The 25,047-nt window shown below is 76.9% G+C and carries 25 protein-coding genes and 1 pseudogene; 14 read left to right on the plus strand and 12 right to left on the minus strand.

The genetic code is table 11. From position 1 onward, the window contains the following. Positions 1 to 47: 47 nt before the first annotated feature. Positions 48 to 1,223, minus strand: a complete 1,176-nt coding sequence (locus GOBS_RS11090) for an LLM class flavin-dependent oxidoreductase (RefSeq protein ID WP_012948382.1) — start codon at positions 1,221 to 1,223, stop codon at positions 48 to 50. 92 nt (positions 1,224 to 1,315) lie between these two features. Between GOBS_RS11090 and GOBS_RS11095 the strand changes: the two genes are divergently transcribed. Both GOBS_RS11095 and GOBS_RS11100 read left to right on the plus strand, forming a co-directional pair. Beyond that, the gene (locus GOBS_RS11095; RefSeq protein WP_012948383.1) at positions 1,316 to 1,840 is read left to right on the plus strand and encodes a gamma carbonic anhydrase family protein; all 525 of its coding nucleotides are present in this window, start codon (positions 1,316 to 1,318) and stop codon (positions 1,838 to 1,840) included. Between the two features lie 7 nt (positions 1,841 to 1,847). Next, positions 1,848 to 2,768 carry a ribonuclease Z gene (locus tag GOBS_RS11100; RefSeq protein WP_012948384.1) on the plus strand — a complete coding sequence of 307 codons (921 nt, stop codon included), beginning with the start codon at positions 1,848 to 1,850 and terminating at the stop codon, positions 2,766 to 2,768. 7 nt (positions 2,769 to 2,775) lie between these two features. Here GOBS_RS11100 and GOBS_RS11105 read toward each other — a convergent pair whose 3' ends face one another. After that, positions 2,776 to 4,380 (minus strand): SigE family RNA polymerase sigma factor, encoded by a 1,605-nt coding sequence (locus GOBS_RS11105; protein WP_012948385.1) that lies wholly within the window; start codon positions 4,378 to 4,380, stop codon positions 2,776 to 2,778. Positions 4,381 to 4,419: 39 nt separating this feature from the next. Between GOBS_RS11105 and mug the strand changes: the two genes are divergently transcribed. Beyond that, on the plus strand, positions 4,420 to 4,929 hold the full coding sequence (gene mug, locus GOBS_RS11110) for a G/U mismatch-specific DNA glycosylase (RefSeq protein WP_012948386.1): 510 nt from the start codon (positions 4,420 to 4,422) through the stop codon (positions 4,927 to 4,929). Between the two features lie 9 nt (positions 4,930 to 4,938). Here mug and GOBS_RS27345 read toward each other — a convergent pair whose 3' ends face one another. Beyond that, positions 4,939 to 5,079 carry a hypothetical protein gene (locus GOBS_RS27345; RefSeq protein WP_012948387.1) on the minus strand — a complete coding sequence of 47 codons (141 nt, stop codon included), beginning with the start codon at positions 5,077 to 5,079 and terminating at the stop codon, positions 4,939 to 4,941. A gap of 18 nt (positions 5,080 to 5,097) precedes the next feature. After that, positions 5,098 to 5,592 (minus strand): GNAT family N-acetyltransferase, encoded by a 495-nt coding sequence (locus GOBS_RS11115; protein WP_012948388.1) that lies wholly within the window; start codon positions 5,590 to 5,592, stop codon positions 5,098 to 5,100. An 83-nt stretch (positions 5,593 to 5,675) separates the two neighbouring features. Here GOBS_RS11115 and GOBS_RS11120 point away from each other — a divergent pair, with 83 nt between their 5' ends. After that, complete coding sequence (locus tag GOBS_RS11120; protein WP_041241442.1) at positions 5,676 to 6,134, plus strand: winged helix-turn-helix transcriptional regulator; 459 nt, start codon at positions 5,676 to 5,678, stop codon at positions 6,132 to 6,134. A 15-nt stretch (positions 6,135 to 6,149) separates the two neighbouring features. Here GOBS_RS11120 and GOBS_RS11125 read toward each other — a convergent pair whose 3' ends face one another. Both GOBS_RS11125 and GOBS_RS11130 read right to left on the minus strand, forming a co-directional pair. Then, the gene (locus tag GOBS_RS11125) at positions 6,150 to 6,470 is read right to left on the minus strand and encodes an AzlD domain-containing protein (protein WP_012948390.1); all 321 of its coding nucleotides are present in this window, start codon (positions 6,468 to 6,470) and stop codon (positions 6,150 to 6,152) included. Then, positions 6,467 to 7,162 carry an AzlC family ABC transporter permease gene (locus GOBS_RS11130; RefSeq protein ID WP_012948391.1) on the minus strand — a complete coding sequence of 232 codons (696 nt, stop codon included), beginning with the start codon at positions 7,160 to 7,162 and terminating at the stop codon, positions 6,467 to 6,469. The genes GOBS_RS11125 and GOBS_RS11130 overlap by 4 nt, the downstream gene beginning before the upstream one ends. 527 nt (positions 7,163 to 7,689) lie before the next feature. Here GOBS_RS11130 and GOBS_RS11140 point away from each other — a divergent pair. Continuing rightward, positions 7,690 to 9,066 carry an FAD-dependent oxidoreductase gene (locus GOBS_RS11140; protein WP_041241443.1) on the plus strand — a complete coding sequence of 459 codons (1,377 nt, stop codon included), beginning with the start codon at positions 7,690 to 7,692 and terminating at the stop codon, positions 9,064 to 9,066. A 105-nt stretch (positions 9,067 to 9,171) separates the two neighbouring features. On the opposite strand, the gene GOBS_RS29940 is transcribed toward GOBS_RS11140, so the two are convergent. Next, on the minus strand, positions 9,172 to 10,104 hold the full coding sequence (locus tag GOBS_RS29940) for a cold-shock protein (protein ID WP_012948394.1): 933 nt from the start codon (positions 10,102 to 10,104) through the stop codon (positions 9,172 to 9,174). Positions 10,105 to 10,249: 145 nt separating this feature from the next. Continuing rightward, the gene (locus GOBS_RS11150) at positions 10,250 to 10,444 is read right to left on the minus strand and encodes a hypothetical protein (RefSeq protein WP_041241444.1); all 195 of its coding nucleotides are present in this window, start codon (positions 10,442 to 10,444) and stop codon (positions 10,250 to 10,252) included. 211 nt (positions 10,445 to 10,655) lie between these two features. Here GOBS_RS11150 and GOBS_RS11155 point away from each other — a divergent pair, with 211 nt between their 5' ends. Both GOBS_RS11155 and GOBS_RS11160 read left to right on the plus strand, forming a co-directional pair. After that, a complete protein-coding gene (locus GOBS_RS11155; protein WP_012948396.1) occupies positions 10,656 to 11,243 on the plus strand; it encodes a hypothetical protein in 588 nt (195 codons plus the stop codon). A gap of 329 nt (positions 11,244 to 11,572) precedes the next feature. Then, on the plus strand, positions 11,573 to 12,583 hold the full coding sequence (locus GOBS_RS11160; protein ID WP_208104428.1) for a zinc-binding dehydrogenase: 1,011 nt from the start codon (positions 11,573 to 11,575) through the stop codon (positions 12,581 to 12,583). Here the strand turns inward: GOBS_RS11160 and GOBS_RS11165 are convergent. Beyond that, positions 12,520 to 12,789 carry a YciI-like protein gene (locus GOBS_RS11165; protein ID WP_012948397.1) on the minus strand — a complete coding sequence of 90 codons (270 nt, stop codon included), beginning with the start codon at positions 12,787 to 12,789 and terminating at the stop codon, positions 12,520 to 12,522. The two genes, GOBS_RS11160 and GOBS_RS11165, sit on opposite strands and share 64 nt — an antisense overlap. 23 nt (positions 12,790 to 12,812) lie before the next feature. Then, the gene (locus tag GOBS_RS11170; RefSeq protein ID WP_012948398.1) at positions 12,813 to 13,784 is read right to left on the minus strand and encodes a sensor histidine kinase; all 972 of its coding nucleotides are present in this window, start codon (positions 13,782 to 13,784) and stop codon (positions 12,813 to 12,815) included. A gap of 275 nt (positions 13,785 to 14,059) precedes the next feature. On the opposite strand from GOBS_RS11170, the gene GOBS_RS11175 reads away from it, so the two are divergent. The 5 genes and pseudogenes from GOBS_RS11175 (at position 14,060) to GOBS_RS28770 (ending at position 21,818) form a co-directional block, all read left to right on the plus strand. Further along, positions 14,060 to 15,712 carry a helicase-related protein gene (locus tag GOBS_RS11175; RefSeq protein ID WP_012948399.1) on the plus strand — a complete coding sequence of 551 codons (1,653 nt, stop codon included), beginning with the start codon at positions 14,060 to 14,062 and terminating at the stop codon, positions 15,710 to 15,712. A gap of 25 nt (positions 15,713 to 15,737) precedes the next feature. Further along, the gene (locus GOBS_RS11180; RefSeq protein ID WP_012948400.1) at positions 15,738 to 16,457 is read left to right on the plus strand and encodes an SGNH/GDSL hydrolase family protein; all 720 of its coding nucleotides are present in this window, start codon (positions 15,738 to 15,740) and stop codon (positions 16,455 to 16,457) included. Positions 16,458 to 16,459: 2 nt separating this feature from the next. Continuing rightward, complete coding sequence (locus tag GOBS_RS11185) at positions 16,460 to 17,251, plus strand: alpha/beta hydrolase (RefSeq protein WP_012948401.1); 792 nt, start codon at positions 16,460 to 16,462, stop codon at positions 17,249 to 17,251. 2,276 nt (positions 17,252 to 19,527) lie between these two features. Further along, positions 19,528 to 21,195 (plus strand): annotated as a pseudogene (locus GOBS_RS28765) (HAD-IC family P-type ATPase); the annotation flags it as partial. A 260-nt stretch (positions 21,196 to 21,455) separates the two neighbouring features. Next, entirely contained in the window at positions 21,456 to 21,818 is a 363-nt protein-coding gene (locus GOBS_RS28770) for a cation transporting ATPase C-terminal domain-containing protein (RefSeq protein WP_243697737.1), read from the plus strand. Positions 21,819 to 21,886: 68 nt separating this feature from the next. On the opposite strand, the gene GOBS_RS11195 is transcribed toward GOBS_RS28770, so the two are convergent. Then, positions 21,887 to 22,723 (minus strand): helix-turn-helix domain-containing protein, encoded by an 837-nt coding sequence (locus GOBS_RS11195; RefSeq protein WP_012948403.1) that lies wholly within the window; start codon positions 22,721 to 22,723, stop codon positions 21,887 to 21,889. 38 nt (positions 22,724 to 22,761) lie between these two features. Here GOBS_RS11195 and GOBS_RS11200 point away from each other — a divergent pair, with 38 nt between their 5' ends. After that, a complete protein-coding gene (locus GOBS_RS11200; RefSeq protein WP_012948404.1) occupies positions 22,762 to 23,334 on the plus strand; it encodes a maleylpyruvate isomerase family mycothiol-dependent enzyme in 573 nt (190 codons plus the stop codon). A 28-nt stretch (positions 23,335 to 23,362) separates the two neighbouring features. On the opposite strand, the gene GOBS_RS11205 is transcribed toward GOBS_RS11200, so the two are convergent. Beyond that, complete coding sequence (locus tag GOBS_RS11205; RefSeq protein ID WP_012948405.1) at positions 23,363 to 23,833, minus strand: heme-degrading domain-containing protein; 471 nt, start codon at positions 23,831 to 23,833, stop codon at positions 23,363 to 23,365. A gap of 77 nt (positions 23,834 to 23,910) precedes the next feature. Between GOBS_RS11205 and GOBS_RS11210 the strand changes: the two genes are divergently transcribed. Further along, positions 23,911 to 24,897 carry a YihY/virulence factor BrkB family protein gene (locus GOBS_RS11210; RefSeq protein ID WP_012948406.1) on the plus strand — a complete coding sequence of 329 codons (987 nt, stop codon included), beginning with the start codon at positions 23,911 to 23,913 and terminating at the stop codon, positions 24,895 to 24,897. Positions 24,898 to 25,047 lie beyond the last annotated feature (150 nt).

The raw sequence follows: 25,047 nt of genomic DNA on the forward strand, positions 1-25,047 counted from the left end.
CCGCCGCCCCGACCCCCGGGCGGCAGCCGGGGCGCCGGGCGCGGAGGTCAGCTGCCTGCCTTCTCCTTCTCGTACCGCTCGGTCATCGTGGCGACGGCCTGCATCTGCTGGGCGGCGTAGTCCTCTCGCTTGCCCATCGCGTACTCCTTGGCGTCCAGCGTCTGCTGGGCGTGGGAGACCTCGCCGCCCTGGAAGTGCGGCACGACGTGCTGGGCGATGAGCTCCCAGGAGCGCTTGGTGGCCTGCGGGTTGGCCCACTCGTGCCCGAGCAGCAGCATGCAGCCGAATCCGCCGGACTGGTCCCACAGCCGCTGCACCTGCGCGCGGGCGTCCTCCACCGTGCCGATGGCCCCGATCCCGGCCTCGTTGATGAAGTCGATCATCTCCTTGGCGTCGCCGCCCTCGACGGCCATCTGCGGGAAGGCGGCCGTCTTCTGGAAGTAGCGGAACCACGTCTCGATGCCGTACTGCACGTCGGCGTAGGCCTGCTCGCGGGTCTCGGCCACGTGCATGAGCCCGACCAGCCGCCAGTCGCGGCGGGACACCGTCTGGCCGAAGTGCTCGGCGCGCTCCTGGACGATGTTCCAGTGGTGGGCGAGGGCGTCGAAGCCCTCCTTGGTGAGCGTGGCGCCGATGGAGAGCAGCCCGATGCCGTGCCGCCCGGCCATCCGCGGTCCGGTGGGGGAGGCGACCGCCGCGACGGCGACCTCGAAGCGCGGCTGGGTGTAGGGACGCAGGTGCAGGCGGGCGTTCACCAGCTCGTGCGTGCGGGTCTTCTGCGTCACCGTCTCGCCGCGCAGCAACCGCATGATGATGTCGAGGTCGACCTCGAGCAGCTCGCGGGTGTCGGTGGGGTTGAGCCCCAGCATCATCGAGTCGGTGGGCAGCGACCCGGGCCCGCAGCCGAGCATCGCCCGGCCTCGCGTGAGGTGGTCGAGCAGCACCATGCGCTCCGCCACCCACAGCGGGTTGTGGTAGGCGATCGAGGTGACGCCGGTGCCGAGCTTGATGTGCTTGGTCCGCTCCGCCGCGGCGGCGATGAAGATCTCCGGCGAGGCGATGATCTCGGTGCCCGCGGAGTGGTGCTCGCCGATCCAGGCCTCGTCGTACCCGAGCCGGTCCAGGTGCTCGACCAGCTCCAGGTCCCGCTGCAGGGCCAGTGTGGGGTTCTCCCCGGCGGGGTGGAACGGGGCGAGGAAGGTGCCGAAGCGGAGCCGGTCCATGGGTCCTCCAGGAGGGTCGGGCGACGGACGCCGAACGTAACGCGGATCACACCCGGTGAGGGAGGGGCTGCACCGGCCCCTACGCTCCGCCCGTGCCGCTGTTCTCCTTCGAAGGCCGTGCCCCCTCCGTCTCCCCGGAGGCCTGGATCGCCCCGACCGCCACGCTCGTGGGCGACGTCGTCGTCGAGGCCGGGGCGTCGGTCTGGTACGGCGCGGTGCTGCGCGCGGACTTCGGCCGCATCGTCGTGCGGGCCGGCGCCAACGTGCAGGACAACTCGGTGCTGCACGGTGGCGCGGACCCGGAGACCGAGATCGGGCCGGGCGCGACCATCGGCCACCAGTGCGTCGTCCACGGCGCGGTGGTGGGCGCCGAGGCGCTGATCGGCAACGGCAGCACCGTGCAGGACGGCGCCCGCATCGGCGCCCGGGCGCTCGTCGGCGCGCACAGCCTGGTGCCGCCGCGGGCGGTGGTCCCCGACGGGGTGCTGGCCCTCGGCGCCCCGGTGACGGTGCGGGGCCCGCTCAGCGAGGGGGCCGCGGTCTGGGTCGACGGCAACCCGGCGATCTACCGCGAGCTGGCCCGGCGGCACGCGGCCGGTGTGGAGCAGGTCGGCTGAGCCGGCGGTGACCGTCCGCGAGCTCGTCGTCCTCGGCACCGCCAGCCAGGCGCCCACCCGCACCCGCAACCACAACGGCTACCTGCTGCGGTGGGACGGCGAGGGGTTCCTGTTCGACCCGGGTGAGGGCACCCAGCGGCAGCTGCTGCTCGCCGGCGTGCCGAGCAGCGCGGTCACCCACCTGTGCATCTCGCACTTCCACGGCGACCACTGCCTGGGCGTACCGGGCGTGGTGCAGCGGATGTCGCTGGACCGGGTCGCGCACCCGGTGTCCGCGCACTTCCCGGCGTCCGGGCGGGACCACTTCGGCCGGCTGCGCGCCGCCTCGGTGTTCCACGACGTCCTCGACCTGCGCGAGGAGCCGCTGACCGCCGACGGGCCGGTGGCCTCGGGACCGTCGTGGACGCTGGAGGCCCGCCGGCTGGACCACCTCGTCGAGACGTTCGGCTACCGGCTGGTGGAGCCCGACGGCCGCCGGATGCTCCCCGAGCAGCTGGCTCGTGCGGGAGTGGCGGGGCCGGACGTCGGGCGGCTGCAGCGGGAGGGGTCGCTGGACGTCGGCGGGCGGACCGTGCGGCTGGAGGAGGTGAGCGCCCACCGGCCCGGGCAGCGGGTGGCCTTCGTGATGGACACCCGGCTGTGCGATGCGGTCCCCGCGCTGGCCGACGGGGCCGACCTGCTGGTCATCGAGTCGACCTTCCTCGAGGAGGACGCCGCCCTGGCCCGCGCCTACGGCCACCTGACGGCCCGGCAGGCGGCGACGGTCGCGGCCGAGTGCGGGGTGCGGACGCTGGTGCTCACCCACTTCTCCCAGCGCTACCCCGACCCGGAGCGCTACCGCGACGAGGCGGCCGCGGTGTTCTCCGGCGACCTGGTGGTGGCGGCCGACCTGGACACGGTGCCGGTGCCCCGGCGGGCGCCCACCTGAGGCCCGCTCAGCGGACCTCGCCGGAGCCGTAGTCCCCGAACGGCTCGGTGGCGATGGCGCTGACCGGCACCTCGGCGAGCGCCCGCCCGGCGGTGTCGAGGGTGCGCACGTCCCGCGCCCCGGCCGGGAGGAGGGTGACCCCGCCGCCGTCGGGCAGCGGGACGGTGGCGAGGACGCCGCCGCGCTCGTCGAGGACGGCGGCGGCCACGGCCGGGGCCGGCGCGGTGACGACCAGCCAGCGGCCGGCGTCCGACGGCTCGCTCTCGGGGGAGGAGAGGTTGCAGACCCGCGCCACCACGAGCCCGGCGACGTCCGTCGTCCCCGGCGGGGTGTGCACGCCGCAGGGCACGGTGCGGCCGGCGCCGGTGGCACCGAGCTGGCCGGCCCACGTGGTGACCACCAGCCCGCCGCCGGGGCTGCGGCCGACGACGACGGCGGCGCTGCCCGGCACCTCGGGCATCGGCAGGGTGCCCGCCCAGAGCAGCTGCGGCTGCAGGTCGGCGGGCTCGACGCCCAGCGGGACGGCGATGTCGGTCAGCGCCTCGGTGACCAGCCGGTCGGCGGGGCGGGCGGACGCCGGGCGCAGCGGGTCCAGCGGCGGGACCTCCGCGGGGCCGGCCGGGAGGGTGGGGGCAGGAACGCCGGCGCGGTACACCGGCTGCCCGTCGCGCAGCACGCGGACGCTGGTGCCGGCTCCGGCGGTCGTGGTCCGCACCTCGGTGACCGCGAGGCCGCCGTCGGCCGGGACCGGCTCGTAGCTGCGGTTGACCGTGCCGCGCGGGCCGACCTGCAGCCGCGGGGAGACCTCGACCTCGTCGCCGGGGGCGGTGACGACGACGAGGGTCGCGGGGCCGGGGCCGCCGACCAGCAGCGACGCCGGCCGGTACGGGCCGAGCTCCTGGGGGACGGAGCGGGTGAGCTGCTCGGGCGGTGCGCCCACCGGGCCGGTGAGCCAGACGCCGCGGACGTCCTCGTCGACCGTGCCCGCGAGCAGGACGACGCGGCCGTCGGGGGTGTCCGTGGCGAGGACGACGCGACGCTCCTCGACCGGCGGAGGGGTCAGCGGGCCCCAGTCGGCGCGGCGGGCGGCCTCGACGAACGCGGTGTCCCCGGCGAGCGAGCCGCGGGTGGGCTCGGTCAGCACGGGGACGTCGGCGGCCTGCTGCTGGGTGCCCAGGGCGTCGGGCGGCTCCGTGGTCGGCTGTGGGACCAGCAGGGCGGCCGCGGCCACGGTGGCGGTGGCCGCGGCGGCGAGCCCGGCGGTGCGGACCCGGCGCTGCCGCCGGGCTCGGCCGAGGGCGTCGGTGGCGGCCGCGTCGGCGTCTAGCCGCCAGCGCGCGGGCGGGGGAGGTGCGGGCGGTCGCCGGTCGTCGAGCGACTCGAGGACCTGTCCGCCGTCCCCCCTGGTGGCCGCGTCGTGCAGGGCGTCGGCGGCGGTCGTCGCGGGGTCGGCGCGGCGTCGTCCCCAGTGCTGCCGGGTGCGGGTCAGCGCGCGCTGGACGGCGTCCTCGGCCCGGTCCGGATCGCCGGTCAGCCGGAGTGCCTCCGTGAGGAGGGCGTCGCGCTCGGCCGCGACGAAGCGGCGGAAGGCCGCGTCGGCGCCCTCGGTCATGCCGGCCAGTGTGCGCCGTCCCCGGCTACCCTCGCCGCCGTGCCGGGCAAGCCGCTGCGCGACGTCATCGGCCCCGGCCTCGACGTCCTCTTCTGCGGGATCAACCCGTCGCTGAGGTCGGCCGAGCGCGGGCACCACTTCGCCCGGCCGGGCAACCGCTTCTGGCCGGCGATCCACCGGGCGGGCCTCACCCCGCGGCTGATGGCACCCGAGGAGGACATGGATCTGCTCGACCACGGCCTCGGGGTGACCAACGTCGTGGACCGCCCGACCCGGACCGCCGCGGAGCTGTCCCCCGAGGAGCTGCGGGCCGGCGCGGCCGCGCTCGACGACCTGGTGGCGCGGTACCGGCCGCGGGCACTCGCCGTCCTCGGCATCACGGCCTACCGGCTCGGGTTCGGCCGGCCGCGCGCGGCGATCGGGCTCCAGCCGGAGCGGGTCGGCGGCGCGGCGACCTGGGTGGTGCCCAACCCCAGCGGGCTCAACGCCCACCACCAGCTGCCCGACCTCGCCCGCCTCTACGGGCAGCTGCGGCCGCCGGCCGGCTGACCGCCGCCGTCAGCGGCGGGTGGAGAGGGAGCGCAGCTCGTGCGCGGACTCGACGGTCGGGGCGCGGGCGAGCATCCGCTCGAAGGCGCGCTCCTCGCGGCGGCGGGCGCGGGTGCGGCGGTGCTCGGCGAAGCTGGTGCGCAGGGACATGGTGCTTCCTCTCGCAGGTCAGGCGGCGACGGGTGTCGCCGCACTGGGCACGGGGCTCCGCACGGCGTAGACGCCGTGCTCGGGGGTGAGGACGGCGCCGGGCAGCAGCCGCCGGATCAGCCCGACCATCCGGTTGTTGTCGGCCTGCACGTCCGCGTGCAGGGTCCGGACGCCGCGGCGTCCGGCGAGCTCGATGAGCTCGATGAGCAGCTGGCGGCCGACGCCGACGCCCTGCCAGCCGTCCTCGACGACCACGGCGACGTCGGCGGTCGCGGGGTCGGCGGGGGAGCGGTCGTAGCGCGCCACCCCGACCACCTCCCCGCCGACGACGACGACGAGTGCCTCGCGCAGGACGTGGTCGACGTCGACGAGCCGGTGCGCCTCGGCCGGCGGGGAGCGCAGCGGCGCGTGGAAGCGCCGGTAGACCGTCTCGGGGGAGAGGCGGTCCCACAGCCGGCGGAAGAGCGGGCCGTCGTCCGGCCGCACCGGCCTGGTCGTCACGAACAGATCCATCGCGACCTCCCTGAGTTCGTGCAACGAACTCTGCTCCTACCGAGGGAGTTCGTCAAGTGAACTCAGGCCGCTATGCTGGTGCTGTGAGCGAGGCTCTGTGGGACCGGTCGCGCTGCTCGGTCGCGGGCACGCTGGCCGTCATCGGCGAGAAGTGGAGCCTGCTCGTGCTGCGGGAGGCGTTCCTGGGCGTGCGGCGGTTCGCCGACTTCCAGCGGGTGCTCGGCGCGCCCCGGGCCGTGCTCACCGACCGGCTCGCCACGCTCGTGGACCAGGGCGTCCTGCGGCGGGTCCCGTACCAGGCGCCGGGGGAGCGGCAGCGGCACGAGTACCGGCTGACGCAGAAGGGCATCGACCTGCACCCGGTCCTGGTCGCCCTCATGGCGTGGGGGGACAGGTACCTGGCCGAGGACGGCGACGTCCCCCTCGAGCTGCGGCACCGCGACTGCGGGGAGCCGGTGCACCTGGCCCTGGTCTGCGACGCCGGCCACGAGCTCTCGGGGGCCCGCGACGTGCGGCCGGTGCCACGGGGCTCTCGGTCCTGAGCCCGGCCGCTCGGCTCAGTCCACGCCCAGGGCGCGCAGGCCGGCCGTGACCGCGGCCGCGCCCAGGACGACGACGAGCAGGTGCGCCCGCCGCCACAGCAGCACACCGGCGGTCGCCACGCCGGCGGTGTCCGCCCCGACGCGCAGCTCGGTGCCGTCGGCCAGCGCGGAGGTGACGACGAGCGCGGCCATCAGCGCCGAGGACAGCAGGACGACGACCCGCACCGCTGGCGCGGGGAGCTCCCGCCCGCCGGTCGCGGCCGGGCCCGCCCCGCGGGTGAGCGCGGTCGTCACCACGCACAGGCCGATGAGCAGCCACCAGGTCGACGGGCTCACCGCGGCCCCCGCAGCCCGACGAGTGCCACGGCGCTCGCGGCCAGGACGGGCAGCCCCGGTGGGGCGACCGGCACGAGGGCGAGCGCGACCCCGGCGCCGGCCAGGGCCACGCCGAGTCGCAGCCGGTCGCGGACCTCCGCCGCGAGCAGCGCGAGGAAGAACGCCGGGAAGACGGCGTCCAGGCCGAGGGCGCGGGTGTCGAGCACCGGCACGAAGACCCCGACGACCGTGCCGGCCACCCACGGGACGTACTGCGCCGCGGAGTGGCCGAAGAGGTACTCGCGGTCGTACCGGCCGTCCCCGCGAGCGGCCATCGCCCAGGACGCGTCCACCGTCGCCTGGCCCTCCAGCGCCCGGCGCAGCCGGCTGCCGCGCAGCGAGGGTCCGAGCGCGAACCCCATCGGCAGGAACCGGGAACTGACCAGGGTGGCCGTCCCGACCGCGGCCCCGACGCCCCCGCCGGAGCCGGCGACGCCGAGTGCGGCGAACTGCCCCGAGCCCGAGTAGACGAGCGCCGACATCACGATCGCGGCGCCCGCGGGCATCCCGGCGTCGGTGGCCACCACCCCGAAGGACACCGCCAGCACGAACGCCGCGGCGCCGTACGGGGCCCCGTCGCGCAGCCCGTTCCGCCAGCTCCGGCCCTGCTCCGCCGAACCGTCTCCGCCGCCCACCACGCCGCCGCCGACCACGCCGTCGTCCTCCCCGCTCCGGTCCGCCGGGCCCTCGTGCGGACGACGGCGTCGGCACGACCCTGCCAGGACCCTGCCTCGTGGCGGTGGCAGGGACCGGTGATCGCCGTGCCCACCAGCGGAACGCGGGACCTGGTCATCGGAGCGGACCCGACCGGCCTGACCCGGGTTGGTGACCCCGTCCGGCCCGCACGCGTCAGGGCCGCCCACGGCGGGCGCGGGTCCTCCGGGCCAGGCGGCGGGCCTCCCGGAGGGGCAGCGAGGTGCGCGGGCAGCTGCCTGACGACGACCGTGCCGGGGAGCGTCAGACCGGCTGGGGGCCGGACGGCGGCGGCGCCGAGGGGTCGGTGGGACCCGGCACGGGGAACGGGGCGGGCTCCGGCGGCGGGACGGGGTCCACGGGCGACGGCGTCGGCGACGGCGGATGCGGACCGGGAGGTGGCGGGACGGTCATGGATCGACGCTAGTGCCGGGGCGACCCGCCGTGGACCGGCGGACGCGCACCGGGTCCCCTAGCGTCCGGGGTCGTGGGCAGACGCGTGGTGGTGATCGGTGGGGACGCCGCGGGTGGCAGTGCAGCGTCGCAGGCGAAGAAGCGACGTCCCGACCTGGACGTCGTCGTGTTCGAGCGGGGGCGGGCGACGTCGTACTCGGCGTGCGGCATCCCGTTCTGGATCAGCGGCACCGTCGAGCGCGAGGCCGACCTGGTCGCGCGCACGCCGGAGCAGCACCGGGCGATGGGCATCGACGTCCGGATGCGGACCGAGGTCGTCGGCATCGACCTGGACCGCCGCGTCGTCCACTGGCGGGACCTGGCCGGCGGGGGCAGCGGCGTCGAGCCGTTCGACGACCTCGTGTACGCCACCGGCAGCGTGCCCATGCGGCCGCCGGTGCCCGGCATCGACGCGACCGGCGTCCACGGCGTCCAGACCCTGGACGACGGCGCGGCGCTGCGGGCGGAGCTCGAGGACGGCGACGTGCGCCGGGTGGTCGTGGTGGGCGGCGGCTACATCGGCCTGGAGATCGCCGAGGCCTGCCGGATCCGCGGGCTCGACGTGACCGTCGTCGACATGTCGGCCACCCCGGTCGGCACCTTCGACCCCGACGTCGGTGAGTTCATCGCCGAGGCGGTGCGCAAGGAGGGCGTCGAGCTGGTCCTCTCCGACGCCGTGGCGGCGATCGAGACCGACGCCGGCGGCCGGGTCCGCGCGGTGGTGACCGCCAGCGGCCGGGAGCTACCCGCCGACCTGGTGGTGCTCGGCCTCGGCGTGCGCCCGTCGGTCCGGCTCGCCGAGGAGGCCGGCATCCCGCTCGGCGTCTCCGGCGGGATCGCCGTCGACGCGGGGATGCGCACCCTCGTCGAGGGCGCCTGGGCGGCCGGCGACTGCGTCGAGTCGGTGCACCGGCTCTCCGGCCAGCGGGTGGTCGTCGCCCTGGGCACGCACGCCAACAAGCAGGGCCGGGTGGCGGGCATCAACATCGGCGGCGGCTACGCCACCTTCCCGGGCGTCATCGGCACCGCGATCACCCGCGTCTGCGACCTGGAGGCCGCCCGCACCGGGCTGTCCACCGCCGAGGCCGAGGCGGCCGGGTACCAGTTCGTCACCACCGTCGTGGACTCGACCACCAAGGCCGGCTACTTCCCGGGCGCGCAGCCGATCAGGCTGAAGATGATCGCCGAGCGGCGCAGCGGCCGACTGCTCGGCGCCCAGATCGTCGGCCGGGAGGCGGCGGCCAAGCGCGTCGACGCCCTCGCCATCTGCATCTGGAACGAGATGGGCGTCGACGAGATCCTCTCGCTCGACCTCTCCTACGCCCCGCCGTTCTCGCCGGTCTGGGACCCGGTGCTCATCGCCGCGCGCAAGGCCTTCGAGGCCGTGGAAGCCGACGTCCGGCAGCTCTGACAGGCCGGCCGCCGGCGCTGCACCCCGCGGGGCGCAGCGCCGGCGCAGGCCCCGTCCAGCGCACCGCCCCGAGCGTGCGAGGGGCGGGGAGGACGGGGTCCTTCTTCAAGCCGGGTCGACCCGGTCGGCCTGCCGACCGCGCTGGCCGTCGCTGGCCTCGAACTCGACCCGCTGGCCCTCGTCGAGGCTGCGGTAGCCGCCGCGGTCGGAGATCGCCGAGAAGTGCACGAACACGTCCGGCCCGCCGTCGTCGGCCTCGATGAACCCGAACCCCTTCTCCGCGTTGAACCACTTCACCGTGCCGTTGGCCCGGCCGCCGCCCGAGGGACGGCGACCCGCGCCCGCGCCGCCGCGCCCGGCGTCCCGGCCGGAGTCACGGTCGCGGTAACCCCCGCTGTCGCGGTCGCGGTACCCACCGCCGTCGCGGTCGCGGTACCCGCCACCTCGTGGGCCGGCGTCCCGGTGGCCACCGCCACCGCCACCCTCGGCGGAGCGCACGTCCTCGGCCTGCGGCCCGCGCTGGCCCTGGGTGACGGCGAACTCGACCCGCTGGCCCTCGTCGAGGCTGCGGTAGCCGCCGCTGTCGGCGATCTGCGAGAAGTGCACGAAGACGTCCGGGCCGTCCTCGTCGGGCTGGATGAACCCGAAGCCCTTGTCGTTGTCGAACCAGGTCACCGTGCCGGTGCTGCGCCCGCCCCGCGACGAGGACCGGCCGCGTTCGCTGTCGCGTCCACGGCCCCGGTCGTCGTCCCGCCCGCGACCCCGATCGCGGTCGTCGCGCCCGCGGTCACGCTCCCGGCCGTACCCGGCGTCCTGGCGTCGCGGGGCGCCGCCGACCGGCCGCACCGAGTCCGCCTGCAGCCCGCGCTGGCCCTGGCTGGCCTCGAACTCCACCTGCTGGCCCTCGTCGAGGGTGCGGAACCCGCCCTCGTCGGCGATCGCGGAGAAGTGGACGAAGACGTCCTGCCCTCCGTCGTCGGGTTCGATGAACCCGAACCCCTTCTCGGCGTTGAACCACTTCACCGTGCCCTGCGGCATCCAACTGCTCCTGCACTGCTCGTCGCCGGCGGGCCCGTCCCACCGACCGTCCTCCGGCCCCGCCGACCCCTCGGGGAGGCGCGGCCGCAGCCTCCAGCCTCCTCCACCCGCCGCGCGCCCGGGCGGGCACCCGGCAGGACACCGGTCACGCCGCGGACGCGGCGGGCGGGCCGGGGGAGGCGGTCATGCGGTCGAACCGGACGTCGAGCAGCTCGTTGAGCCGCGCCTCGGCCGCCTGGCAGGCGGTGATCGCGGCACCGCTCGGGGACTGCGCGAACGCCGACCGGGCCGCGCCGAGGTCGCGGTGCGCCTCGACGATGCCCCGGTCGATCTCGGACACGGGGACGACTGTGGGCGTCATGGTGATCTCCGCGGGGGCTCAGACCGGTCCGACTGTCCGGACCACGGCCACGCCGTCTCCTACCCCGCCGGAGTCGCTCCCACCCTCCCCGGCGCTTTCTCCGGCGTGTCACGGCATTCCCCGTTACCGGTCCGCAGACCCGGGTAGGGGCGGCCACTCCAGAGCCGGACCCGATGCACCGGAGGAACAGATGACCAGCAACACCGACAACCACTTCGTGGCCCAGGCCGTGCACGACCTCGGCTCGGCCCTCTGGTTCGGCGGGGCGGTGATGGGCATCGCCGGCGTCAACAAGTCCGGCAGTGACCTGTCCCAGGGCATCGACCGGATCCGGGTGGCCAGTTCGGCGTGGAGCCGCTTCCAGCCGGCCCAGTTCGGTGGCATCGCGGCCACCCTCCTCGCGGGGCTGCGGCTGACCCAGGTGGGCGGACGGCGCATCGCGCTGCAGAAGGGCTTCGGCGCGGTCGGCGGGCTCAAGGCCGGGCTGGCCGTGGCCGGTGCGGGCGCCACCGCCTACGCCGCGTACAGCGGCGCCCAGATCGGCAAGCTGGCCGAGCAGGCGCAGCAGCGGGGGGAGACGGTGGAGGTCAAGGACGCCACCCTGCCCACCGCGGGCACCAACCCGGAGATCCAGAAGTGGCAGAGCCGGCAGCGGGTGACGCAGTTCCTCGTGCCCGCGCTGGCCGGCGCGAACATCGTCTGCAACTCCTGGCTGGTGCAGTCCTACCGGGCCGGCGCGACGGCGAAGGGCGTCCTGCGGCGGCTGCTGCCGGACTGAGGGAGGACCACCTCCCCCCGCGCCTCGCGAGCTCGGCGCGGGACCCTGACGGGTGGCCGCCCGTCCCCCCGGGACGGGCGGCGGCTGCACCGGCTGCAACGCTCCCTACAGGCGGGCGCCGCGCGGTGTCCTGTCGGCAGCCCCCCGCGCGGAGGTCCACCGACGGGCGGAGACGACGCCACGAGGGCAGCCCGGTTCCACGGTCGCGGCGACATCCGGGTCGAGGAGGTGCCGGACCCCCAGGTGTGCCCGGGGACGGTCGCCGTCGAGGCCGAGCGGTGCGGCATCTGCGGCACCGACCTGCACGAGCACCTCGATGGCCCGATCCCGTGCCGACGGCCGAGGCGCCGCACCCGCTGACCGGCGAGGGCATGCCGGTGACCCTCGGCCACGAGTTCGCCGGCGTGGTGGCGGAGATCGGCCCCGGGGTGGACGACGTACGGGTGGGTGACCGGGTGGTCGTAGAGCCCTGTGTCGTGTGTGGTCGCTGCGACGCCTGCCGGCAGGGTCGCTACAACGTCTGCCGCACCCTCGGCTTCGTAGGGCTGTCCGGCGGCGGGGGCTTCTCGCGGTACGTCGTGGCCGAGCGACGGTGGGTGCACCCACTGGGCGACCTGGGCACCGACGTCGGGGCGCTGATCGAGCCGCTCGCCGTCGCCCACCACGCCGTCCGGCTCTCCGGCGCCCGGCCGGGACACGCTGCCGTGGTGTTCGGGGCCGGCCCCGTCGGACTCGTCACCACCGCCGCCCTGACCGCCGCCGGCGTGGAGCAGGCGGTCGTGGTGGAGCCCGCCGAGGCCCGCGGGCAGAAGGCCGCGGGAGCCGGCGCCGCCACGGTGCTCGACCCGCGGGCGGTCGACGTCGTGGAGACCGTCGACGAGCTCACCGGGGGCCGCGGCGCCGACGTCACCTTCGAGTGCGCCGGCGTCGACCAGGTGCTCGCGACGGCCATCCGCTCGACCCGCGCCGGCGGCACCTGCGTCGACGTCGCGATCTGGGGACACGAGGCCCGGGTCGCGATGAACGACCTGGTGTTCCGCGAGGTGAGCGTGCTGGGCAGCCTCGCCTACGCGCACGACCACCCGGCGACGATCGAGACGGCGGCGTCCGGCCGGGTGGACCCGTTCCGTTCACCACCGGGCGGATCGGGCTCGACGGCATCGTCGAGGAGGGTCCCCGCGAGCTCATCGACGACAAGGAGCAGAACGCCGAGATCCTGGTGCAGCCCCGATGACGACCTGACCGGGTCGTCCCCCGCGCCCGGTCCGCTCCTCGCTCAGCCGACGACGACGTCCCACTGCCGGATGGTCCAGCCCTTCACCAGCCCCTGGACGACGTAGGGGTCGGACCCGGCGAAGCGCTCCACCACCTCGCGGGGTGCGGTCCACACCAGCAGCGCGCGGTCGTAGGGGTCCGGCAGCGCGCCGGCCATCAGCAGCTCCCCGCGCTCGTGGGCGGCCCGGACGAGCGCCAGGTGCTCCTCCCGCAGGGCCGCCCGGCGCTGCAGGTAGTCGTCGGCCAGCGCGTACTCCAGGACCAGGTGCACGCGGCCAGTCTCCCAGGGGTGGGTCAGCGCAGCGCGGTCGTCAACCGGACCGTGACGCCGTCCGGACCGGAGCTGATGTCGACGTGGTCGCACAGCTGACGGGCCAGCCACACGCCCATGCCGCCGCGGGAGAGGTCGTCGCCGTGCGCCGGGCCGTAGCCGGCGAACGGGTCGTCCATCCCCGGCCCGTGGTCGGTGACGGTGCACACGAGCCGCTCGGCCGACGTCCACAGCCGCAGGCCCAGCGGCGGCCCACCGTGCCGGACGGCGTTGGAGGTGGTCTCGTCGACCGCGAGCAGGAAGTCCTCGACCACCTCGCGCGGGCCACCGGCGTCGGCCAGCGCGGAGGCGACGGCGTGCCGCAGCGCGATCGGGTCGGCGGCGTCGTCCACGGCCAGTCGCGGGGCCGTCGTCTGCAGCGGTTCCACCGGCACCGGGAGCCCGCGCAGGTACTCCGCCGGGTCGACGAAGCGGGGGTTCGGCGTGCGCCCGGAGACGGTCACGACGGTCGGGTGGGTGCGGGCGACGGACTCCAGGACCTGGTCCGGCAGCCGCGCGGTGTCGAAGACGCACAGCCCCCACAGCGGCCAGGGCCTCAGCGCGTCGTTGATCACGGCTTCGTAGCGCTGCCACTCGAGCCACTCGCGCTCGGTGCGCCCGAAGTCGGTCTCGCCGACCACCCGGAGGCGCGGCGCGCCGGCGGCGGTGAGCTCGCCGGCCAGCCGCCGGAACGCGGTCACCGCCGCGGGCGTCCGCCGGTCGTAGCTGGCACTCCGCTCGACCACCCGGACCCGCTCGTCGCCGCCCACGGCCGTCCGGACGACGTCGGCGGTGGCGGGGGAGGCGGCCACGACGACAGCGTCCCCGGCGGCCAGGCCCTCCTGCACGAAGGGGACCGTCGCGGCGGCCAGTTCGTCGGGAGAGGAGAAGAACAACGCGTCGTGCACATAGCGCGCTGCGGGAGGGGCGACCCCGTGCGTCAGCGCCGTGTCCACCTGTCCGTCTCCTCGCGTCGGGCTGCGGTCTGCCCTACCACGGTAGCCAGGTCGGCCGGGTGGCCGCCTGCGGACACGGGGCGACGTAGCCCACCCCGGGGCATGCCCGCGGGCTCCCGGCTGTTGTCCCTCGCGGGCCCGGACGGGCCCCGCCGAGGGCGTCCGGCCCGCGGCCTCTCCCGCACCTGACGAAGGACGACGTCCTGCCTGCCTCCTCCTCCCCCCGGTCCGTCCCCGGCGCCGCGATCCCCGCCGGTGCGGGCCCGGCGCTGCCGGTGCGCGGCACCCCGCCGCAGCGGGTCGTGTTCCACCTCGGTCCGACGAACTCCGGCAAGACCCACGACGCGCTGGCCGCCCTCGCCGACGCCGGTGCCGGCACCTACGCGGCTCCGCTGCGGCAGCTGGCCCACGAGGCGTACGCCCGGCTGTCGGCGCAGCTGCCGCCGGGCACGGTCGGCCTGTCCACGGGTGAGGAGCAGGTCGACCCGACGGCGCCGGTCCTCTGCTGCACCGTCGAGAAGGCGCCGCCGCGCGGCGGGCTGCTCGTCCTCGACGAGGCGCACTGGGTCACCGACCCCGACCGCGGGCACACCTGGGCGCGGCTGCTGCTCACCGGCGAGTACCGCGAGGTCCGGGTGATCTCGGCCGCCGAGGCGCTGCCGGTGCTCGAGCCGCTGGTCGCCGACGTCGCCGACGTGGAGGTCGTCCACCACGGTCGGCTGTCCCGGCTCGACGTCCTGCGGGCCCCGGTGCGGCCCTCGGGCGTACGGCCGCGGACGCTGGTCGTCGCCTTCTCCCGCAAGGCCGTCTACGCCACCGCGGCGGTGCTGGAGGCGGTCCGGCCGGGCCGCACCGGCGTCCTCTACGGCGCCCTGCCGCCGGCCACCCGGCGCCAGGTGATCGACCGGTTCACCCGCGGCGAGCTCGACGTCCTGGTCACCACCGACGTCATCGGGCACGGCATCAACGTGCCTGCGGCGACCGTGCTGTTCGCCGAGACGACCAAGTTCGACGGGGTCGAGCGCCGTCCGCTGCGGACGTGGGAGACCGCGCAGATCGCCGGCCGCGCCGGCCGTTACCTGCTCACCGGTCACGGCACGGTCGGCGTGCTCACCGGCGTGCCGGGCCTGCGGCCGGACGCCGCCCTGGTCGCCACCGGCGCCGCGGTGGCCCGCGGCACGGTGGCCAGCGACCTGCCCCGGCGCACGCCCCGGCTCCGTCCCGAGCTCGACGACCTGGGTGCGCTCGCGCCGGTCGACCTCCCCGAGGCCCTGGCCCGGTGGGCCCGGTGGGCCCGGACGGCCACCCGCGACGAGGCGGTGACGGGCGACGACGTCAGCGGGCTGGTCGAGCGCGCGGAGGCGCTGCTGCCGCTGCTGGCGCGACCGGTCGGGGAGAGCACCGACCTGGAGACCGTCTGGCGGCTGGTCACCCTGCCCATCGACTTCGAGCCGCCGCGCCGCACCCGCTGGCTCACCCTGGCCCGCGCCGCGCTGCTGCACGGAGCCGGGTACCGGGTCGCGCCGCAGACGGTGCTGCCGGCCCTGCCGCGGCGGGCACCGGTGGAGGACTTCGAGCAGGCGGCCGCGGCCGCGCGCGACGCGTCGACGCTGCTGCGGTCCTTCCCGGGCGTCGCCGGGCTCACCGCCGAGGACGCGGCCCGGCTGGAGCAGCGGTGTGCCGCCCGCATCACCGAACTGCTCCCCGCCGCGATCGCCGCGGCCGGGCCGGGCCGGTGCGCCGACTGCGGCGTGCCGGTCGCCCCGCGGTTCCCCACCTGCCGGTCGTGCGCGGCGCGCGGCGCCCGGCGCGGGGCCCCGGTCCGCCGGGGGGCGGCCCCGGCCCGCCGCGAGGACGCCGGGAGCCGCCGGTCCGGGGCCAGGGGCGGGCCCCGCCAGGGGACCGCGCGCCGGGCGGGGCGCGGCTGACCGGCCGCTGGCGCACCATGGCGGGATGACCGCCGCCGGAGGCTACGTCGCGCTCGGCGACTCGATCTCGATCGACGACTACTCCGGCGGCCCGGGCCGCGGCGGGGCCAGCCTGCTGTACGCCAACCGGGACGAGGACTTCCCGGACTGGCGCGGGCGCGACCTGCGCAGCACGGCACCCGGGACGACGTTCGCGCTGCTGGCGACCGACGGCGCGACCACCGGCACGCTGCTGGACCGGCAGCTGCCCCGGCTCGCGGCGCTGCCGGAGCGGCCCGCGCTGGTCACGCTGACGATCGGCGGGAACGACCTCCTCGGCGCCTACGGGGACACCGCGGCCGCCCGCGCGGTGGTCGCCCGCGTCGCGGCCGCGCTCGACCGGGCGCTGGCCGCGATCGGCGAGACCCTGGCCCCGGACGGCCGGGTCGTCGTGGGCACCGTGTACGACCCCAGCGACGGCACCGCCGACGCGGAGCGGCTCGGCCTGCCGCCCTGGCCGGACGCCGTCGCGCTGATCGCCGAGCTCAACGACGCCCTGCGGCGCGGAGCGGCCCGTCACGGCGCCGCGGTGGCCGAGATCGCCGAGCGCTTCCGCGGCCACGGGCTGGCGGCCGGTGACCCGCGGCGCCGCGAGGCCCGGCCGGAGCAGCGCGACCTGTGGTTCTGCTCCCTCATCGAGCCCAACGCCTGGGGTGCCGATGGCGTCCGCGCGGCCTTCTGGGCGGCCCTGCACGGCGGCGGCTGACCGTGCCGCCCCCGGACCCCGGCTGGACCCGCCGGCGCCTGCTCGGCGCCGCCGCGGCGCTCGCCGGTGCGGGCGTCCTCGCCGGCTGCGGCGCGCGGGTGCCGGGGGCACCCGGGGGCACGGACGCGGCCGCCCGGCTCACCGCCCGCCCGCAGCCGGAGCCTCCCGCCGCGCCCCCCGCGCCGGGGACGCAGCCGCTGGACCTGGGGGTGGAGCGGCCGCCGCTGCTGCACGTGCCGCCCGGGCTGACACCGGGCAGCGCGGCGCCGCTCGTGGTCGCCCTGCACGGCGCCGGAGGGAACGCCGAGGCCGGACTGGGCGTCCTCGGCGGCCTGGCCGACGAGCGCGGCCTGCTCGTCCTCGCCCCGGCCTCCCGCGGGTCGACGTGGGATGCCATCACCGGCGGCGCCGGCGAGGACGCCGCCCTGCTGGACCAGGCCCTGGCCCGGGTGTTCTCGACCGTGCCGGTCGACCCGGGGCGCACCGCCGTGGCCGGGTTCTCCGACGGCGCCTCGTACGCCCTGGGCCTCGGCCTGGCCAACGGGGACCTGTTCGGGCGGGTGGTCGCCTTCTCGCCGGGCTTCGTCCCCGGGTCGTCGCGGGAGGGGCGGCCGGCGGTGTTCGTGTCGCACGGCGACGCCGACGACGTCCTGCCCGTCGAGCAGACCAGCCGGCGCATCGTGCCGGCCCTCCGCGACGACGGCTACGACGTCACCTACCGGGAGTTCGCCGGTGGGCACACCGTCCCGCCGGAGGTGGCCGTAGCGGCCGTGGACTGGCTCGGCGCGGGATGAGGACGCTCCGGGGCGCGGGCGGGCGGCGACGGGCGTAGCGTCCGGGTCCACCTTGTTCCGGGGATCGAGTTCCGGGAGAGCCGATGGCCCTCAGACGCCGGATCGGCAGCGCGCTCGGCGCGGCCGCGGCGCTGGCCGGTGCCGGCGTGGTGGCCGGCGCGGGGGTCACGGCCGGGCTCGTCGGCGGCACTGCCGGGCTGGTGGAGGGGGCCGCCCGGGCCTCGCTGTCCCGGGCCCACTCCGCTGCGGTCAGCGGGACCCGCGCCGTCGGCACCCTGCTCACCGGCTCCGACCCGCTGCCCGACGGGCGGCTGCACGACCTGCTCGACGCTGCCCGCGGGATGGTCGAGCCGCCGCCGGCGCGGCACACCCGCCGCGTCTGGGCCGACCGGGGCCGGGTGCAGGTCGAGCTGCTCGCACCGGATGCGCAGGAGGCCCCGGAGGTCCGCTCCGCGCTGCGCCGGCACCTGGAGCGGCTCGAGGGCGTGGAGTGGGCGACCGTCAACGACGTCGTCGGCCGGGTCCTGGTCGCCTTCGACGAGCGGCGGGTCAGCGTCGAGGACCTCGTCGGCACGGTGACCGCCATCGAGAAGGCCCGCGGCGGGAAGGGACTGTTCCCGGCCGGGGAGGACCACCCGGCCGACCTGGAGCCGCTGCTGGCGGCGCTCACCGCGGCCGGGATCCACGTCGCGGCCGTCGGTGTCGCCTACGCGGCCAAGCTGTCGCCGATCCCGGCGCTCACCCGCCACGCGACCCTCGCCGTCGTGCTGCTGGAGTCCCAGACGTGGCTCAAGCGGGAGCTGTACCGGCGCGTGGGACCGACCGGTACCGAGCTGGCGTTCTCCGGCGTCAGCGCCCTGCTGCACGCGCTCACCCAGAGCCCCACGGTGCCCGCGCTCAACGCCGCCGCCGCGCTGCAGGAGGTCCTGGAGATGCGCGCCCACCGGCAGGTGTGGCGGCGCCGCGAGTGGGAGCTGTGCCGCCCGGACCCGGACGACGGCGAGCGCGAGCCCCTGACGCCACCCGGCGACCGGCCCGTGCCGCTGCCGCCGGGCCCGGTCGAGACCTACACCGAGCGGCTGGGACCCACCGAGCTGGCCGCCGCGCTCGGCCTGCTGGCGCTCACCGGCCGCCCCGGCCGATCGGCCGACCTGCTCAAGGCGCTGAGCCCGAAGGCCGCCTTCCACGGGCGGGCGGCGTTCGCGACGACGCTGGACCTGCTGCTGTGCCGCCGCGACGTGCTGCCGATGGACGGGGCGGCCTACCGCCGGCTGGACCGGGTGGACGCCGTCGTGGTCGACGGCGAAGCGCTGTGCACCGGCCCGCCGGTGGTGCTGGAGGCGACCGCGGAGGCCGAGGGGTGGGACGACGCCCGGGTCTGGTCGGCCGCCGCGCGGCTGGTCGGCGCCCTGGAGGGCGACGAGCCGGAGGAGGGCCTGCGGGTCGGGCCGGCCACCGACACCGACGACGCCCCCGGGGCCGAGACCCGTGCGGTGTACCAGGGCCGCCGCCGGGTGGGCACGGTGACCGTCGCCCGCGAGCTCGACCCGCACGCCGAGGCGCTGCTCGCGGCGGCCGCCGCCGCCGGCACGCGGCTGGTGCTGACCGCGCACGCCGGCACCCGGGAGGTGGCCGCGGCCGCCGACGAGGTGGCCCCCGCGGACGAGGCGCTGGTGGAGACGGTGCGGCGGCTGCAGGAGGACGGGCGCGGCGTCCTCCTGGTCAGTGACACCGACGGCCCCGCGCTGCTGGCGGCGGACGTGTCCGTCGCGCCCGTCCGGCCCGGCCGCGCGCCCGCGTGGGGCGCCGACCTGGTCACCCGGCCCGGGCTGACCGACGCCTGCCGGGTGGTCGCGGCGACGGCGGCGGCCCGCACGGTCAGCCGGCGCTCGGTGCAGGCGGCGCTCACCGGCAACGTCCTCGGCGCGTTGCTGGCCGCCGTCGGCAGCGCGCGGTACGGGCAGCAGCGGGCGACCTCGCCCGGCAAGACGGCCACCATCGTCGCGATGCTGGGCGGCACCTGGGCCGCCGTCCGGGCCGCCGGCCGCCCGGTCCCGCCGCCCACGGTGCACACGCCCTGGCACGCGCTGGACCCCGACGACGTGGTGCGCCGGCTGGCCGAGGTCCCGGTCGCGGAGGACGGCCGGCCGGTCCGGTTCCGCCGGCTGCGCGCGCACCCGGTGGTGCGCGGGCCGTCCCGGTTCGCCCGCACCGTCGCCGCCGAGCTCGCCGATCCGCTCACCCCGGTGCTCGGTACCGGCGCCGCGGCCACGGCGATGCTCGGCGAGGCCACCGACGCCGTCCTCGTCGGCAGCGTCACCGTCGCCAACTCGCTGGTCAGCGGCCTGCAGCGGTTCCGGGCGGAGACCGCGCTGGAGTCGCTGCTGCTCGAGCAGGACGTCGTCGTCCACCGCGAGACCGACGGCGGCCGCGAGGACGTGCCCGGCAGCGCGCTGCGGGTCGGGGACGTCGTCCAGGTCGAGCCCGGGGACGTGCTCGCCTGCGACGCCCGCCTGCTGGAGGCCGTCGACCTCGAGGTCGACGAGTCGAACCTGACCGGCGAGTCGCTGTCGGTGGGCAAGTCGGTGCCGCCCACGCCGGGGGCAGAGGTCGCCGACCGTACCTGCGTGCTCTTCGACGGCACCACGGTGGTCGCCGGGCGCGGGCGGGCCGTCGTCGTCGCGGTGGGCGACGCCACCCAGGCCGGGCGGGCGGCCCGGGCGGCCGGCGGCGCCGCGCCCCCCGCCGGCGTGCAGGCCCGGCTCGGCGAGCTGACCCGCCAGGTGCTCCCCATGACGCTGGCCGGCGGCGCGGCGGTCACCGCCCTCGGCGTGCTGTGGCGCCGCCCGCTGCGGGAGGCCGTCCGGGACGGCGTGGCGATCGCCGTCGCCGCGGTTCCCGAGGGGCTGCCGCTGGTCGCGACCGTGGCGCAGCAGGCCGCAGCGCGGCGGCTGTCGCGGCGGGGCGCCGTCGTCCGCAGCGCGCGGGTGCTCGAGGCCCTCGGCCGGGTGGACACCGTCTGCTTCGACAAGACCGGGACGCTGACGGAGAACCGGCTCCGGGTGGCGGGGCTGGTCCCGCTGGACGGGGAGCTGGACGAGGACGCCCTGCTGCGGCTGGTCGCGGCCGGTGTCGGCAACGGCGACGACCGGGCGCACGAGACCGACCGGGCGGTCGTGGAGGCGGCCGAGGAGCGCGGCGTGTGCCCCGACGGCGACGCGGGGGAGAGCCTGCCGTTCGCCGCCGGGCGGGGCTTCTCCGCGGCCGTGCGCGGCGGCCGGCTCGTGGTCAAGGGCGCGCCCGAGGTGGTCGCCGCCCGGTGCCGGGACGCCGGGGACCTGACCGGGCGGGTGCAGGAGCTCGCCGCCGAGGGGCTGCGGGTGCTGGCCGTCGCCGACCGCGCGCACGACGGCACCGACGACCTCGAGGAGGCGGCCTCCGACCTCACGCTCCGAGGACTGATCGGGCTGGCGGACACGATGCGGGAGTCGTCCCTCGCGGCGGTGGAGCAGCTGCGGGCCGCCGGCGTCCGGGTGGTCGTGGCCACCGGCGACCACCCGGGGACCGCCCGCGCGATCGCCGCGCAGGCAGGCGTGCCGGGCGCCGACCGGGTGGTGACCGGCGGCGAGTTCGCCCGCGCCTCGGACGCCGAGCGGGCGCGCATGGTGCGCGAGACCGCGGTGTTCGCGCGGCTGTCGCCGGAGCAGAAGGTGTCGCTGGTCGCCGCCCTGCGCCGGGCGGGGGCGACGCTGGCGATGACCGGCGACGGGGTGAACGACGCCGCGGCGATCCGGCTGGCCGACGTGGGGGTGGGCGTGTCCGGTGCCGAGTCGCCCGCGGCCCGCGCCGCCGCCGACCTGGTGCTCACCGACCTGGACCTCACCCGGCTGGTCGACGCCATCGCCGAGGGCCGGGCGATGTGGACGCGGGTGCAGGACGCCGTCTCGGTGCTGGTCGGCGGCAACGCCGGTGAGGTGGCGTTCACCGTGCTCGGCACCGCCTTCGGCGGGCGGGCGCCGCTGAACACCCGCCAGCTGCTGCTGGTCAACCTGCTCACCGACATGTTCCCCGGCGCTGGCCGTCGCCGTGGCCGCGCCGCGGGGCAACGCCACCGGCGGGGACGACGGCCCGCTGGCCGGGCACCCGCTGGCCGGTGTGCTCCTGGCCGGGCCGCGACGGGGGCTTCGCGGCGGAGGTGCGGCGGATGGTGCTGGTCCGCGGGGCGGCCACGACCGCCGGGGCGATCGCGGCCTGGACCGCCGGGCGGCTCACCGGGTTCCGCGGCCGGGCCGGGACGATGGGCCTGGCCGCGCTCATCACCACCCAGCTGGGGCAGACGGCGTGGGCCGGCCGGCGCAGCCCGCTGGTGCTGGTCACCGCCGCCGGCTCGCTGGCCGTCCTGGCCGCCGTCGTCCAGACCCCGGGGGTCAGCCGGTTCTTCGGTTGCACCCCGCTGGACCCGCTGGCCTGGCTCGTCGTGCTCGGCTGCGCGGCGGCCGGCACGGCCGGTGCCGAGGTGGTGCCGGTACTGGTCGCGCGGCTGCGGGAGGACGGGCCGGCCACCTGACCCGCGCGGGGTGTGCACTCAGCGCGGTGGCGGGCCGGTCGAGACCGCGGTACGTGCACACCAGCGGTTCAGCCCGCGTAGCGGGCGGCGAACGCGCCCGGCGTCATGCCGGTGACCCGGGAGAAGTCCCGGCTGAAGTGCGGCTGGTCGGCGTACCCGAGCAGCGCGGCGACCTCGGCCAGGGTCGTGCCGCGACCGCGGAGGCGCTCGGCGGCCTCCTGCAGCCGGCGGCGCTGGATGAGCCACTTCGGCGTCAGCCCGAGCCGGCGCTGCACGAGCCGCTGCAGCGCCCGCTCGGACAGGCCGAACTCCGCGCGGACCTGGGCCACCCGGACGACCTCGCGGTCGCCCTCCACGAACGCCACCACCCGGTTGACCAGCTCCCCCTCGGCGTCGACGGGCAGCAGCGGCCGCAGCGCGTCGCCGAAGGCCGCCATGGCGACCGCGTGCGCCGCGGGGGACGTCGGGTCGACGGCCATCGCCGCGCGCACCCGCGCGGTCAGCCGCTCGCCGTCGGCACCGAGCACCTCGGCCAGGTCGACGTGCCGGTCGGTGTACGGCGCCACCGACCCGCGGGCGACGAGCGCGCCGGCGGCCGGGGCGCACATGACACCGACGGCCCAGCCGTCGCCGGTCAGCGTGGTCGTCGACAGGCCGGACACGACGCCGTAGAAGCGGGCGTAGTCCCCGGAGACCACGAGCAGCGTGACCGGGTACTGCAGCACCTGCTGCGGTGCCTCCCGGCCGGGCGGCACCGACCAGACCGGGATCCAGAAGCGCTCCAGCAGGCCGGCGAACTCCGGCGCCGCGTCGTAGCGGTACAGAACGTGCGAGGCGTCGCCGGGGGAGCGCAGGTGCGCGCGCTCGACGTGGTCGAGGGGGCGGGGGGCGGTGTCGGGTTCCATCAAGACCCCACCTTGCCCGGCTCCCTACCGTCCCGGCCATGACCTCACCGACGACCTCACCCGGCACCTCGATCGCCACCGCCTACGCCGCGGCGGACCGCCCGCTGACCGCCGTCCTCGACGCCGTCGCGCCCGACGCGTGGGACCGGCCCTCCACCTGCGAGGGCTGCTGGACCGTGCGCGACGTCGTCCGGCACCTCGTCCAGACCCAGCGGGAGTTCCTCACCGAGCACGGCGTCGACCTGGGGGAGGAGCCGGACGTCGACGCCGACCCGGCGGCGGCGTGGCGGTCCCACGCAGCGCGGGTCGCGGTGGCGGTCGCCGACCCGGCCGTCGCGGAGCAGGTGTACGACGGCTTCTTCGGGCCGACGACGGTCGGCGCGACGCTCGAGCAGGTCTACGTGTGGGACATGGTGGTGCACCGCTGGGACGTCGCCCGGTCGGCCGGCATCGATCCCGCGTTGACCGAGGCCGAGCTCGACCGCGTCGAGGCCGGCGCGGACTCGTTCGGCGACGCCCTCTACATGGAGGGCATCTGCCGTCCCGGGACCGAGCCGTCCGCGGACGCCGACCGCACGACCCGGGTGCTCGCCCGGCTGGGCCGCGGCTGACCCGCGCTCAGCCGGCGCGGGACGCCGGTCACCGGCCCAGGTGCGCCCGGATGGCGGCGACCACCATGCGGTGGTCCTCGAGCTGCGGGAGCCCGGAGACGACGACCGCACCGACCGGCCCCACCGAGCGGACGACGACGGGGAACGCGCCGCCGTGGGCCGCGTAGCGGGCGGGGTCGAGGCCGAACTCCGCCTCGAACGTCGTCCCCCGCTCGATGGAGGCCTGCCGCACGAAGAGGCTGCTGTGCCCGAACCGGTGGACGACGCGGGTCTTGCGCTGGATCCAGGAGTCGTTGTCCGGGCTGGTCCCGGGCAGCGCGGCGTGGAAGAGCTGGTGGCCGTGCCGGCTGACGTCGACCGCGACCGGGGCACCGTCCCGCCGGGCGACCGCCACGAGCGCCGAGCCGAGGTCCCAGGCGTCGTTGTTCGAGAAGCCGTCGAAGCGCAGCTCCTCCTCCTCGGCGGCGAGCTCGGCGAGGGACGGGAAGGGATCGGCCATGCCCCCTTCCTACCGCCTGGCGCGGCAAGCTGGACCGGGGGTGCCGCGACGGGCACCGAGGGCGATCGGGGTGAGTCATGAGGTGGACCGAACGGGTCGACCGGTTCCAGCGGCGGCACCCGGGGGCCGGGTTCCCGATCGCGGTGGTCTACAAGTTCATGGACGACGACGCCCACTTCCTCGCCGCGCTGATCACCTACTACGGCTTCCTGTCGCTGTTCCCGACGCTGCTCCTGCTGGCCACCGTGCTGGGCCTGGTGCTGGCCGGGGACCCGGAGCTGCAGCAGCGGCTGCTGGACTCGGCGCTGGGCGAGTTCCCGGTGATCGGGCCGCAGCTGGCCCGGCCGGAGGGGCTCGGCGGCGGGGTCACCGGGATCGTCGTCGGCGGGTTGGTCGCCCTCTACGGCGCGCTGGGGCTGGGGCAGGCGCTGCAGCACGCGATGAACACGGTGTGGGCGGTGCCGCGGCACAGCCGGCCGGACCCGATCACCTCCCGCGGGCGCAGCCTGCTGCTGCTGTGCACGCTGGGCCTGCTCCTGCTCGCCAGCACCGTCCTCTCCGCGCTGGGCACGGGGGCCGCGGCCTACGGGGGCGGCTTCAGCGGCGGCGTGCACGTGCTGCTCACCGTCGCCTCGGTGCTCGCCAACGCCGCGGTGTTCGTGCTCGGCTTCCGGGTCACCACCTCCCGACGGCTCACCACCCGGCAGGTGCTCCCCGGCGCGGTGACCGCCGCGGTTCTCTGGCAGCTGCTGCAGTCCTTCGGCGGCGTCTACGTCGCCCGCGTGGTGGCCAACGCCAGCGCCGTCGACGCGGTCTTCGCCCTGGTGCTCGGACTGATCGCGTTCATCTATGTGGCGGCGGTCGCGCTGATGCTGTGCGTGGAGATCGACGTCGTCCGGGTCGACTCCCTGTACCCGCGGGCGCTGCTCACCCCGTTCGTCGACCACACGGACCTGACCGAGGGTGACGAGCGGGTCTACTCGGATGCCGCGCGCGCCCAGCGGGCGGTGCGGCACCAGGAGGTCGACGTCCGCTTCGAGTCCAGGGACGACGACCGCGCCTGACCGGCCCGGAGTTGCCGGCCCTCCTCCCGCAGCGGGATCGGCGATCTCGCGCAGTTGCGCAGCCGGAAGCGTGCGAGATCACCGATCTCGCCGGTGGTGGACCCGTGCCGGTCCGGCGGGCTTGACCTCGAGTGCACTCGAGGTCCGACG

Origin of the sequence: Geodermatophilus obscurus DSM 43160, assembly GCF_000025345.1 — a bacterium.
In the GTDB taxonomy this organism is placed as follows: domain Bacteria; phylum Actinomycetota; class Actinomycetes; order Mycobacteriales; family Geodermatophilaceae; genus Geodermatophilus; species Geodermatophilus obscurus.